Origin of the sequence: Nocardia sp. NPDC127526 (assembly GCF_042672265.1) — a bacterium.
In the GTDB taxonomy this organism is placed as follows: Bacteria; Actinomycetota; Actinomycetes; order Mycobacteriales; family Mycobacteriaceae; genus Nocardia.
On sequence record NZ_JBHXVO010000031.1, the window covers coordinates 36,955 to 48,973 of the forward strand.

Annotated in this window: 14 protein-coding genes; 9 read left to right on the forward strand and 5 right to left on the reverse strand. The window is 66.3% G+C overall.

Annotated elements, in window-relative coordinates:
* The first annotated feature begins 14 nt into the window (after window positions 1-14).
* Both ppgK and ACFVIV_RS32770 read left to right on the forward strand, forming a co-directional pair.
* Complete coding sequence (gene ppgK, locus ACFVIV_RS32765) at window positions 15-773, forward strand: polyphosphate--glucose phosphotransferase (protein WP_379203094.1); 759 nt, start codon at window positions 15-17, stop codon at window positions 771-773.
* Window positions 774-919: 146 nt separating this feature from the next.
* Window positions 920-2,341 (forward strand): RNA polymerase sigma factor, encoded by a 1,422-nt coding sequence (locus ACFVIV_RS32770; protein ID WP_379203096.1) that lies wholly within the window; start codon window positions 920-922, stop codon window positions 2,339-2,341.
* Between the two features lie 71 nt (window positions 2,342-2,412).
* Here the strand turns inward: ACFVIV_RS32770 and ACFVIV_RS32775 are convergent, their stop codons facing one another.
* Complete coding sequence (locus tag ACFVIV_RS32775) at window positions 2,413-3,105, reverse strand: hypothetical protein (protein WP_379203098.1); 693 nt, start codon at window positions 3,103-3,105, stop codon at window positions 2,413-2,415.
* A gap of 442 nt (window positions 3,106-3,547) precedes the next feature.
* Here ACFVIV_RS32775 and ACFVIV_RS32780 point away from each other — a divergent pair, with 442 nt between their 5' ends.
* The 3 genes from ACFVIV_RS32780 (at window position 3,548) to ACFVIV_RS32790 (ending at window position 6,045) form a co-directional block, all read left to right on the forward strand.
* A complete protein-coding gene (locus ACFVIV_RS32780; protein WP_379203100.1) occupies window positions 3,548-4,501 on the forward strand; it encodes an NAD(P)-dependent alcohol dehydrogenase in 954 nt (317 codons plus the stop codon).
* A 522-nt stretch (window positions 4,502-5,023) separates the two neighbouring features.
* Entirely contained in the window at window positions 5,024-5,482 is a 459-nt protein-coding gene (locus tag ACFVIV_RS32785; protein ID WP_379203102.1) for a hypothetical protein, read from the forward strand.
* A complete protein-coding gene (locus ACFVIV_RS32790) occupies window positions 5,482-6,045 on the forward strand; it encodes a hypothetical protein (RefSeq protein ID WP_379203104.1) in 564 nt (187 codons plus the stop codon). Before ACFVIV_RS32785 ends, ACFVIV_RS32790 begins: the two co-directional genes overlap by 1 nt.
* Window positions 6,046-6,229: 184 nt before the next feature.
* Here ACFVIV_RS32790 and ACFVIV_RS32795 read toward each other — a convergent pair whose 3' ends face one another.
* Complete coding sequence (locus ACFVIV_RS32795; protein ID WP_379203106.1) at window positions 6,230-6,511, reverse strand: DUF1330 domain-containing protein; 282 nt, start codon at window positions 6,509-6,511, stop codon at window positions 6,230-6,232.
* A 90-nt stretch (window positions 6,512-6,601) separates the two neighbouring features.
* Between ACFVIV_RS32795 and ACFVIV_RS32800 the strand changes: the two genes are divergently transcribed.
* A complete protein-coding gene (locus ACFVIV_RS32800; RefSeq protein ID WP_379203108.1) occupies window positions 6,602-6,895 on the forward strand; it encodes a hypothetical protein in 294 nt (97 codons plus the stop codon).
* Between the two features lie 210 nt (window positions 6,896-7,105).
* On the opposite strand, the gene ACFVIV_RS32805 is transcribed toward ACFVIV_RS32800, so the two are convergent.
* Window positions 7,106-7,594, reverse strand: coding sequence for a hypothetical protein (locus tag ACFVIV_RS32805; protein ID WP_379203110.1), 489 nt, complete (start codon window positions 7,592-7,594; stop codon window positions 7,106-7,108).
* A 188-nt stretch (window positions 7,595-7,782) separates the two neighbouring features.
* Between ACFVIV_RS32805 and ACFVIV_RS32810 the strand changes: the two genes are divergently transcribed.
* Complete coding sequence (locus ACFVIV_RS32810) at window positions 7,783-8,445, forward strand: molybdopterin-dependent oxidoreductase (protein ID WP_379203112.1); 663 nt, start codon at window positions 7,783-7,785, stop codon at window positions 8,443-8,445.
* Window positions 8,446-8,460: 15 nt separating this feature from the next.
* Here the strand turns inward: ACFVIV_RS32810 and ACFVIV_RS32815 are convergent, their stop codons facing one another.
* Window positions 8,461-9,123 carry a DJ-1/PfpI family protein gene (locus tag ACFVIV_RS32815; RefSeq protein ID WP_379203114.1) on the reverse strand — a complete coding sequence of 221 codons (663 nt, stop codon included), beginning with the start codon at window positions 9,121-9,123 and terminating at the stop codon, window positions 8,461-8,463.
* Window positions 9,124-9,233: 110 nt separating this feature from the next.
* Here ACFVIV_RS32815 and ACFVIV_RS32820 point away from each other — a divergent pair, with 110 nt between their 5' ends.
* Window positions 9,234-10,211 carry a GlxA family transcriptional regulator gene (locus ACFVIV_RS32820; RefSeq protein ID WP_379203116.1) on the forward strand — a complete coding sequence of 326 codons (978 nt, stop codon included), beginning with the start codon at window positions 9,234-9,236 and terminating at the stop codon, window positions 10,209-10,211.
* Between the two features lie 32 nt (window positions 10,212-10,243).
* Complete coding sequence (locus tag ACFVIV_RS32825) at window positions 10,244-11,371, forward strand: TfoX/Sxy family DNA transformation protein (RefSeq protein ID WP_379203118.1); 1,128 nt, start codon at window positions 10,244-10,246, stop codon at window positions 11,369-11,371.
* A 9-nt stretch (window positions 11,372-11,380) separates the two neighbouring features.
* On the opposite strand, the gene ACFVIV_RS32830 is transcribed toward ACFVIV_RS32825, so the two are convergent.
* Window positions 11,381-12,010: a LysE family translocator gene (locus ACFVIV_RS32830; protein WP_379203120.1), complete on the reverse strand. Its 630-nt coding sequence runs from the start codon at window positions 12,008-12,010 to the stop codon at window positions 11,381-11,383.
* Between the last annotated feature and the right edge of the window lie 9 nt (window positions 12,011-12,019).

The following is a 12,019-nucleotide window of genomic DNA, read 5'->3' on the forward strand; positions in this document are numbered from 1 at the left end:
AACGAGGAGTCTTCATGGCCGCTCGGGGGCAGGCGTTCGGGATCGACATCGGTGGTAGCGGTGTCAAGGGTGGCTTGGTCGATCTGGGCACCGGGGATCTCGTGCACGAGCGCATCAAGATTGCGACCCCGCAGCCGTCCACCCCGAACGCGGTGGCGGAGACGGTGGCCAAACTGGTCGCCCAGGCCGAATGGGACGGACCGGTCGGCATCACCTTGCCGAGCGTGGTCATCGACGGCGTGGTCCGCACGGCCGCCAATATCGACAAGAACTGGATCGGGACCGACGCGCGCACGCTGTTCTCCGAAGCCCTGGGCGGGCGCGAGGTGACGGTGCTCAATGACGCCGACGCCGCGGGACTCGCCGAGGACCGCTACGGCGCGGCAAAAGATCTGACCGGTTTGGTGGTGCTGCTCACCTTCGGCACCGGTATCGGATCGGCTGTGATGTACCACGGCACGCTGGTGCCCAATACCGAATTCGGCCACATCGAAGTGGGCGGCATGGAGGCCGAGCACCGGGCCGCCGCCTCCATCAAGGACCGCGACGAGCTGACCTACGAGCAGTGGGCCGCGGAGGTCTCCAAGGTGCTGGTCACCATTGAAAACCTGTGCTGGCCGAATGTGTTCGTGGCCGGTGGCGGCATCAGCCGTGACTACCGCGAATGGATTCCCTTGCTCACCAACAGAACCCCGGTCGTCGCGGCCGATTTGAAGAACACCGCCGGCATCGTCGGCGCCGCGATGGCCGTGTCTGCCGGTATCGCGCCATGAGCATGCTGGTTCGATCGTTACAATGGAACAGTCCGGCGGTGAGCCGGTGAAACCAACCCGGCACTCGCGCCGGTTCCCCCCGACAGACCGCTCCGCCGGATTGACTCTGGCGTGACGCCGCACGAGACCGTCACGAAAGGGCGTACGTGGTAGCCACGAATACCCGAGAGACCGCCGACTCGGCCGAAGCCGCCGATTCAGCAGACACCACCGCAGCACGGCCGGTCAAGAAGGCTGCCGCCAAGAAGGCTCCGGCCAAGAAGGTTGCGGCGAAGAAGGCCGCTGCCAAGAAGACCGCGGCCAAGAAGGCGCCCGCCAAGGCGGCCAAGGCCACCAAGGCCGCGGCGAAGAAGGCGAGCCCCAAGAAGGCCGACGGCGGCCCCGAGGGCGACGTCGAGGAGATCGGCGACGACGAGTCGCTGGAACTCGACGATCTCGGTGATATCGACGTCGACGACGTCGAGCTCGGCGACGATGACGTCGAGATCGCCGACGACGAGGAGGAAGAGGCCGAAGAGGTCGAGGCGGAAGCCGAGACCGAAGAGGCCGAGGAGCCCTCCGAGAAGGACAAGGCCTCCGGCGACTTCGTCTGGGACGAAGAGGAATCCGAGGCGCTGCGGCAGGCCCGCAAGGACGCCGAGCTGACCGCCTCGGCCGACTCGGTGCGCGCCTACCTCAAGCAGATCGGCAAGGTCGCGCTGCTCAATGCCGAGGAGGAGGTCGAGCTCGCCAAGCGGATCGAGGCCGGCCTCTACGCCACGGAGAAGATGCGCGAGCTCACCGAGAAGGGTGAGAAGCTGCCGGTGCAGGCGCGCCGTGATCTGAACTGGATCATGCGCGACGGCAACCGCGCCAAGAACCACCTGCTCGAGGCCAACCTCCGCCTGGTCGTCTCGCTCGCCAAGCGCTACACCGGCCGCGGCATGGCGTTCCTGGACCTCATCCAGGAAGGCAACCTGGGCCTGATCCGTGCCGTCGAGAAGTTCGACTACACCAAGGGCTACAAGTTCTCGACCTACGCCACGTGGTGGATCCGCCAGGCCATCACCCGCGCCATGGCCGACCAGGCCCGCACCATCCGCATTCCGGTGCACATGGTCGAGGTCATCAACAAGCTCGGCCGCATCCAGCGCGAACTCCTCCAGGACCTGGGCCGCGAGCCCACCCCCGAAGAGCTCGCCAAGGAAATGGACATCACGCCGGAAAAGGTGCTGGAAATCCAGCAGTACGCCCGTGAGCCCATCTCCCTGGACCAGACCATCGGCGACGAAGGCGACTCCCAGCTCGGCGACTTCATCGAAGACTCCGAAGCGGTCGTCGCAGTCGACGCGGTCTCCTTCACCCTGCTGCAGGATCAGCTGCAGTCGGTCCTCGAGACCCTGTCCGAGCGCGAAGCGGGCGTAGTCCGCCTCCGCTTCGGCCTCACCGACGGCCAGCCCCGCACCCTGGACGAAATCGGCCAGGTCTACGGCGTCACCCGTGAACGCATCCGCCAGATCGAGTCCAAGACCATGAGCAAGCTCCGCCACCCGAGCCGCTCCCAGGTCCTCCGCGACTACCTGGACTAGCGATCACCCTGGGATCGGGCCTCTGAGCTGCAGCTCAGAGGCCCGATCTCGTATCTGATCCCAACGGCGTTTCACAACATGCTGTTTCGCATCAGCTGTTGCCGGTGCCGGCGCTGCAGCTCGAACAGCTCGGCATCGGAGTGGCGGGCCCAGTCCCCCTTGGCGGCGAACTTGGGGCGCAGCGCCCGAATCTGGTCCGCACACCACAGCACCTCCGCCTCGAGCGCACGAGAATCCGAACACCCGGGCCATAGCGGCGACACGGTGATCGACCGTATCGCCTGCCGATTCCCGGACATCGATACGACGGCCTTGCCGTACTGCGTGGCAGCTCCGCGAACCAAATAGTCCCCGTCGGATTGGAGGTCATCGTGCACCCGGCAGTACTTGTTCCAGGTAGTGGTCTCCAGCAGCATGATCGCCTGCTCCCGGGCAGACAGATACCACCCATCAGCGGAGCCGTCCGCGGCCGAGTGCCGCCCCTGCTGTTCGCTCAGTGCCCGCGAGTACGCCTCGAACAGCTCACAACCAACCTCTTTCGGCGGCACCCGATCACGCCACTCGGAACTGAATTCCAGACGGACCGGCAGCCTGCTGCCATCCAACATCATGGTGACGAACGGACCGGCACTCCCTGACGGGAACGGAACAACAGACAGCGCCCGACCAGGTTCAGCGGACGGCGACGCCGACACCGCGAAACTGGATTCCTGTCGCAGCGGCGCCGAAGTCACGTTCACCGTGACCGAAACCGACACGGTCACCACCGATTCCCGGTCGTCTGCATAGTCGTCGACGTGTCTGATCACCATGACGAATCCAACCTCTGCACACCCGCTTATCGGCGCACCGTATCAGATCCAGAAGCGATAGAACGAAGCCTGGATCAACTGCGATGCCGATCGACGCAGGCGTCTTCAGTTGCCAGTCAAAGATGTTGGGCGATCCGAAACATGTCCTGCGAGGCGGTGCCGACATACGGAACTCGGCGGTTCAGTGCGTTCAGTTCGCCGGGATGACCTCGGCGCGTGGATCTTCGGGTGGCTTTGGCCGTCATCGATGACGGGTCTTCTCGATGCTGTTGTGCAGGATCAGATTTGGGTTTCGGTCCGAAGGACGACGTACTGTTCGCCCATCGGGAGACAGTCCTCCGGCTAGACTTCGCGGTGTGCCACACCGTCGTTCGCTCGTCCGTGCCGGAATCACGTGAGGGCCGTCGTGTACGACCGCTACGGCGGTCCCGAGATGCTGTCGATCGCGGAAATCCCGGTACCTTCCCCTGGGCCGAAACAGGTGCTCGTCCAGGTGCACGCGACGTCGATCAACCTCTCCGATTGGGAGACGCTGCGGGGGACGCCGCTGTATTCACGCATCGGCGGGCTCCGGGCACCGAGACGCCCGGTTCTCGGATCCGATATCGCCGGACGGGTCGAGGCCGTCGGCTCCGAGGTCACTCTGTTCGCGCCGGGTGATGAGGTCTACGGCGACAACCTCACGCTCAAGGGCGGTTTCGCGGAATATGCCGTGGCTCCCGAATCGGCGCTGGCCCACAAACCCGCATCGCTGAGCTTCACCGAGGCATCGGCCCTGCCGCAGGCAGGCGCGATCGCCCTGCAGGGCACGGCCGACATCACCGCCGGTATGTCGGTGTTGATCAACGGTGCGGGCGGGGGCTCAGGAGCGTTCGCGATCCAGTTGGCCAAGCGCGCGGAAGCGCACGTGACCGGGGTGGACAACGCGGCCAAACTGGCGTTCATGCGCACGCTCGGCGCCGACGAGGTCATCGACTATCGCGCCGAGGACTTCACCCGAACCGGACCCTACGACCGGGTACTCGACCTCGTCGCCCACCGATCGGTCTTCGCCTATCGCAGATCGGTCGCACGCGGCGGCCGCTACCGCTGCGTCGGCGGCACCACCCGCGCGTTGCTACGGATCACGACGGCGGGTGTGATCGCCGGGATGGTGACCGGCCGCAGGCTCGGGGTCCTCGCGGTGAAAGAAGGCCCCGCACACTTCACACCCCTCGCGGAGTCGTGTATCGCGGGCCGAATCGATATCCCCATCGACCGCAGTTTCCCGCTCGACGAAACCGCGGCCGCGCTGGCGCACGTCGGTGCCGGGCGCGCCCTCGGCAAAGTGGTGGTCGAGATCCGCTGAACGGCGCGAGCTCAGCCGAACATTATGGTCGAGAAGCTCATGCACATCCCGGCAATCGCTTACATACTCGACCACAGAGTTCATCTCTGTTCGATCCGGGCCATAGACGGGACAAGGGGGCTTCTCGCCATCCAGGCCCGCGGTCGGCTCCGAACGCACGCTATCACCGCGATGATCTTGGCCTGTCCTGTCAGCGCAGAAGCGGTGGAACGGTGCCAGCAGCCATAGATCGACTAGCGTCGGATCGCCATGACCTATTGACCTTTCGCCGTCCAATTCTGGCTGATTCGGTCAGCGTGGTGCCGTAGGGGTTTGGGGGCCGCCGTGTCGGTGGGCTTCTCTACGCTGCCCTGCATGACGATTTGCCGGACCAGACCGCACCATACTGCGGCCGACACATTCGCCCGCGCGGTGGTCGGCATCGAACCCACTGAGCTGAACGCTTCTCACTCATCTGGCCGCACGCTGCCCGTGGCGCCGTCGGTTGATGGCCGGCTGTCGTGGGTTGGGATGGTGTGAGAAGTGTTCAAGCTGGAGCGTGAGGTCGGGGTCTCCTACGGCCAGATCTATGTCGAGAGTGTCCCCGGCATCAACTCGCGCATGGACGAGGCGTTCGCCGGTCAGGGTTCGGGACTGTGTGGGGCCGCGGTACCCGGGGCGCTCTTCCTGCACACCGGGCTGCACACCGGCAAGGTCGGTTTCACTGTCGAAGTGCACGACCAGGCTCCCCCGCTCGATCCGGAATGGGAAGACGTCGTGGAGGTCTCGTTCTACCCGGTCTCGGATCAAAGCTTCCTGGTGCAGTGGGCGGGAGAGGCCCACTGGGAACTGGACTTGGTAGAAGGGATCGACTACCGGGTGCGGTACTGCGCGCAGGGCATGGACCAGGCACGAGAGAAGACGTCCGACTCGACGATGAGCCACTGCTGGACCGCTACCTCTTGCAGTTCTGGCCCGCCCCGCCCGAACCGGACCGTGTAGTGCGCCAGACCTCGCACAATGCGGCCTACTGGCACGACTATGCCCGTCAGCAACCCGATTTCGAGTTCAGCGTGCGGGCCATCATGGCGCAACGACGGGCACTCCTCGCCCCTGGTGCGGCCGAATCGTTTCACGACGCCGAATCTCCAACCGGGACAGCGGGTATGGCGGTCATCTCCCGCGCGGCCGACCCCCGGTCCGTCCGCGAGCAGTTGACCTCACTGAGCTCCTATCCCGCAGCGCTGCCCTGGGATTGGGTCGCCGCCTTCGACGCCGAGCATGCCGAGGACGGTCGCGTCGGTCACCTCCAAGCGTTCCTCGAGGAGATCGGTGAGCACGCCTTCGCCCTCGGTACTGTCCTGGCGTCACTGAATTCCGGGCAGCACTACTACCTGACCTTCGTGACACCGGCCCAGCTAGAACAGCTCTCGCGGCTACTCCCCGAACACAGGATGGACGTTGAAAGCGTGCGGATCGGCCGCTGGACGCCGCGCATGAACCCAGAACAGAGCGCCGCGATCAGAGCCTGGGCCAGGGCCAACGGACAACTCGACCCATCCTGAACTCGGTATGGGCGTGCGTGTCGAGCGCATCTCGATGTGAAATACCTTCGACCGGGAACTGGTGGCGGCCCCTTCTCGCGCTTTGCCGCACCAGTTCCCGGTCACCGTCGTTTCACATGCGCCAGCGGTAGGGCGGTGTGGGGTGACACGCTCGCTGTTCAGCGTGTCAGCGCGTCCGAGCCGCTCACAACCCTTCGGCAAAGATCAGACGGACGGTGACGCCGGACTTCCGGACTTCGCGAGCGGCACGGTATTCCGGTGAGTCGTACCAGGCCCTGATCTGATCGAGATCGGGAAACTCGAGCACAACCACACGCCCCGGCCACTCGCCCTCCTGAACCTCGGGCACGGTGGCCACGAGGTATCGCCCGCCGTATCGGCGAATCGAGGGCTCGGCCAGCTTCCAGTACGCCAAGCCAACCTGCTCGTCGTGAACCTCGGCCTCGACTACGACGTAGGCGGACATTCGCAACTCCTGCTGCCTGGGCTAGACCTGATCACGTTCTATTACACCAATATTCGGAGTTGGCGCGATGCGTCGCGGTACCGTCGGGTGGTGAGCTTGCTCAGCACGGTCGATCAATTCCGCATTCTTTCTGACACCGTGCTCGCGCAGGTCGGCAATCCCACGCCTGAGGCTCCACCGCCGGCGGACACACGATTGCGCCTGCTGCGGTATGCGGTATGGCTTGCGATGCTGGGCGGGATACTCGCTGTCTTCTATGCTCTCGGCCGGTTCGTGCGGGAGCGGACGGCTACCGACCCGGTATCGCCGAATACGCTGATCATCGGGATCACGGGGTTCATCGTGTTCATCGCGGGGATGGTCGTCAATGGAGCAATCCCGTGAACTCGTAGCGGAATCCTTCGAGTCACAGGGTAGGTCTGCAAGTCGCTATGAGGGTGTCCTCGCCGGTATCGCTGACGGTGTTCCATTCCCAGACGGTGGCGCTGCGCGAAGGCACTTGCGCGAGTATCTCTCCGCCCCGACGATTGCCCGAAGCTCCGTTCGGTCGGCGCCAGATATGGGTAACCGTCGACTCGATCGGCGATCGGTACCTCAGTGTGGTCGCTTGAACCAGTCTGCCGAGATCTGTTTGGACAGGAGGATGAGGATGGTCAGGTTTGCGGCGATGCCGAGGAGGCCGGGGGGTAGGCCTTGGGCGGCGCCGCCGAGGCTCCACAGGATTCCGAAGGCTGCGCAGATGATGGAGGCCACCCGCATGCCATTGCCGTTCGTGGTGTAGCCGAAAGCGAAGAGCGCCAGGAAGAGGGCGGGGAGTAAACCGGCGACGAGAGCGCCGGCCAGTTCGGGGTTGCCTATGACGCCGGCGAGTACCGACAAGCCGATGCCGAGGGCGGCGAACAGCCAGGAGATGATCCGGGCTGCTCGGACCGATCCGGGCATGGTCGTGGGGTGGGGCGGGATGTGGCTGTACGGGTGGTAGCCGTACGGGTCGTGGTGGGGTGTTTGCGGATAGACCGGTGCCGTTGGATAGGGCTCGTAGGGCTGGTTGTTCGGTGCGCCCGTGTTGTTGCCGAAATCCATTGGACTCCCCCGTTTTCGTTCCGGCCGTTTTCTCGCCGGATTCTCCGGAGACAAACAGTATCCGGTTCACGAGAGGTTGTTCCTCGCGGGCTCGAGGACTCTGGGCATGCCGGTTGCGCGATCGGGCCGTGTACTAGTACGGTCCTTCTATATAGAGCGACTGCACTAATTGATCGCAGAGGATCGCCATGACACTTCCCCCTGGACAGCGCGCCGTCGACGGGTTCCCGCGCTTCGGCACCCATTTGCACCATCCGCCGCCGGCGGTTCCCGCTGATCCGGTTATCGAGATCGGTGGAGCCGTGAGCGAGAACGCCACGCTTACGCTGGCCGATCTCGCTGAGCTGCCGCGGCGGGAACTGACCGCCGACTTTCACTGTGTCGCAGGGTGGTCGGCCACCGGTCTGCTGTGGGAGGGGATCTCGTTCGAGACCCTCTATCGCAAGCGGGTCGAGCCGCTCCTCGATCCGCGCGCGCCGATCACGCATGTCGTCTTCGAGGGGCTCGACGGGTTCCGGTCGATCGTGGTGCTCGAGGATGTCCTGGCCGACGATGTGCTGATCGCCGATCGCCTCGACGGGCGGCCGCTCAACAGTGACCACGGCGCTCCGCTGCGGCTCGTCAGCCCGAGTCAGTACGGCTTCATCAATACAAAACACCTGTGCCGCATCGAATTCCACACCTCCGAGCCCCCGATTCCGGATCGCTGGTCGCCCATCGTGTCGCACCCGCGGGCGCGGGTCTGGCACGAGGAACGGCACCGCTACGTACCCGGCCGCCTGGTACGCCCGATCTACCGGATGCTCATCGCACCGATCCGCAGGCTGAGCGCGCGAGGCAGCCGGGCATAGGCCGCATAGCCGCGTTCAGAACTGCCTGGCCGGCGCGGCTCCGGCAGTGCGCCACACGGTGCCGCGCCGCTCGAATTCGAACAGCTTCTCCACCGACAGCGCCACTTGCGGGCCGAATTCACGTTCCAGCAGATACAGACCCAGATCCAGGCCGGAGGTGACGCCGCCCGCGGTCACCAGGTCGCCGTCGTCCACGATGCGGGCATGCACGGGCCGGGCGCCAGTGGCTTCGAGTACGTCCATGCCGAGGTGATTGGTTGTCGCGCAACGGCCTTGGATGAGGCCCGCCATCGACAGCAGCGTCGAGCCGCCGCAGACCGCGGCCACGATGGAGCCGGGCTGATCGAGAGCCTGCTTCAGCAGTCCCGGCAGCGGGGTTTCGAGGCAACGGCCCAGGATGGCCGGGATGCTGTCCGCGCCCGGCTGCGTTCCCGGCTCCGGAATGTCGCCCGCCGCACCGGGCACCACGACGATGTCGGCGCGCCGGGGGTCGAAACCCGTTGTGGCGCGCAGACTCAGCGTGCCGACACCGCCGGGAACTTCGCGCGCCCCCTCGGCGGAGACGAGTTCGACCTCCAGCGCTCCGCCGGTGACCATGGCCCCGGCGCAGAAGACGTCATAGGGCCCAACGACATCCATGGGCCCGAACCCGTCGAACAATACGATCTGAGCAAGCATCCGAGTCTCCTTCTCGTTCGGTCGTCCTCGACGGTAGGGACTCGGAGACCAGCGCAGAAGTGGCGAGATCGACAGTTGGCAACGGATTCTCGCCAACCTATTCTCGGGCCATGCACACGGTGGCTGTTCTCGCCCTGGACAAGGTGATCGCATTCGACTTGGCCACTCCGATCGAGGTATTCACTCGCGCCCGGCTCTCCGGCGGCCGCCCCGCCTACCGAGTCCGGGTCTGCGCACCGAAGCCCCGGGTGGATGCGGGCCCGTTCACCCTGCACGCCCCGTGGACCCTCGACGGCATGTCCGGCGCCGACACCATCGTCATCCCCGGCTGCACCGACCCCACCGCACCGATCCCCGAAGACGTTCTCGACGCCCTCCGCAGCGCCGCGGCGAACGGCACCCGAATCGCCTCGATCTGTGTGGGCGCCTTCACTCTTGCCGCGACCGGACTCCTCGACGGCCACCGCGCCACCACCCACTGGCTGGCCACCGACACTCTCGCCGAGCTGTATCCGGCCATCGACGTCGACCCCGACGTCCTCTACGTGGACAACGGCAACCTGCTCACCTCCGCCGGCGCCGCCGCCGGCCTGGACCTGTGCCTGCACATGGTCCGCCGCGACCACGGTTCCGCCGTCGCCGCCGACACCGCCCGCCAGGCGGTCGTGCCGCTGGAACGCGAAGGCGGCCAAGCCCAATTCATCGTCCACGATCGCCCGCCCGCCCCGCGCGGCTCCGAGTTCGAACCCCTCCTGCGCTGGATGGAAGACCACTGCGCCTCCCCCCTCACCCTCGACGATATCGCCGCCCGCGCCGGCACCAGTCCCCGCAGCCTCAACCGCCACTTCCGCGAGCAAACCGGCACCACGCCGATGCAATGGCTGCTCCGCGCCCGTGTCCGCCAGGCCCAATACCTTCTCGAAGCCACCGATCACCCCGTCGAAAGAATCGCCGCCCAAGCCGGTTTCGGCTCCCCCACCGCCTTCCGCGACCGCTTCAAACGCATTGTCGGCACCACACCCCACGCCTACCGCGCGGCCTTCGGAAGCACGAAATCCGCAGCGGGACAGGTCGAAATTCGGTTGTGAGCGCGGCTGCCGGTGTGGCGTCATGAAACACGATGAAGCAACAACGCCCGGGTACGGCCCGATCCACTACCGACGGTCTCAAACTGCACCGGCACCTGGTGCGGTCGGGCGATGGTGTGCGCACCGTGATCACACTGCGGCCCGGCACCCATGCCCGGTTCAGCACGAACAGGTTCCACAACACCTGGCATGTGCTGTCGGACGATCATGGGGCGCGGCTGCTGGCGCGATTGCTGTGGGGGCTGTCCTATCAGGCTCGGCCGGGCACGGTGGTGTACATCGACCGCCGGTTCCTGGTGCCGAACCCGTTCGATGCCGATCCGGCCGATTCCATCGTGCTGGTGCCCGGCTGGTGCAGCGGCTTCGATGACGATCTGGCCCGGCAGCTGAAGGGGCCTTTCTCCCAATCGAATCCGGCGGGCACCGTGCGCTGGCAGACCTTCGGCCTGGACCGGACGCTGGAGCCGGCGGCGACGGACGCCTGGTGGAAGGGCTATCGCCACCGCGAGCACACCAGCCGCATCGCCCGCCGCAAAGGGCTGCTCGTCCTCGCGCCCGGCACCGCGGTCGAAGCCCGCGCGTTGGCACTACAGGCCGCTGATCTGGACACCTCGGACCGCTTCGGTACCGATTACTTCTACCTCGACCGCTGGGATCGAGGGCATGACGGAGAAGTTCAGGTGTTCCGGCGCTTCCGCCCCATGGTGAACGTGGCCGCCCAGGCCCGCGCGCAGGTGCTGTCGCGCGCCGACGCGCCGCGCGATCCCGCCACCCTGCGCTGGGCGGTCTGGGATGAGGCCGAAGCGGTCCGAGGCGACGCCCACCTGCGCATTCGCGAATGGCGCGGCAGCGGCTACCAACTCGGTCGCGCCGCCGCCGTCCTGCTCGCGCACGCGAAGGTGACCACCCTCGACGAACTGGCCGACCTCGGCGCGGTCGAGGCGTATCGCCGCATGCGCGCCGCCGGCGTGAAGGGCCTGAATCGCGAGATGCTGTGGGCCATGGAGGGCGCGCTCACCTATCGCGACCGCCGCACCATCAGCACCGAACGCCGCCGTGAGCTCCTCGCCGCACTCGGCGAAGAGCCCGCCGCCCAACCGATCCCGCGGCGTCACCGTGCGGCCCCGCACCGCCGGGCCCCGCGTCGGCACCTGCGGTGAGGCGCGGCATCAGGTTTCGGTGAGGGCCAGGCGCAGGCCCAGCGCCACCAGCACCGTGCCGGTGATCCGTTCGAGCCACTGCCGCACCCGGGTGCGCGAGAAGAAGGCGCGGGCCCGGCCGACGAAGGTGGCGACGAGCAGGAACCAGCTCGCGTCGACCACCACCTGCAGCAGGCCCAGGGCCAGGGTGGTCGCAGCGATATTCGCTTCCGGGGCAACGAATTGCGGATAGAAGGCGAAGGCGAAGACCGCGACCTTCGGATTGGTGAGGTTGGTGAGCAGGCCGATCGAGCAGGCGCGCCAGGTCTTGGCGCGCGCGGCCTGCTCGTCCACCGCAATGTCGTCGTGGGAGCGGCGAGCCGCCCGCCAGGCCTGGAATCCGAGCCAGATCAGGACCGCCGCGCCGATGACGCGAATGACGGTGTACGCGACATCACTCGCCGCCACCAAGGCGGACAGACCGAAAGCCGAAGCGGCGATCCAGAAGTAGAGGCCGACCTGCATGCCGCCGATGATCGGCAGCGCGGCCCACGTGCCGCCCAGCGCACTGCGGCGGATCACCAGGGCGGTGGTCGGGCCCGGCACCATGGCCGCCAGGAGCACGGCGATCGCGAACCCACCGAGAATCGACCAGGTCATGATTCGAGC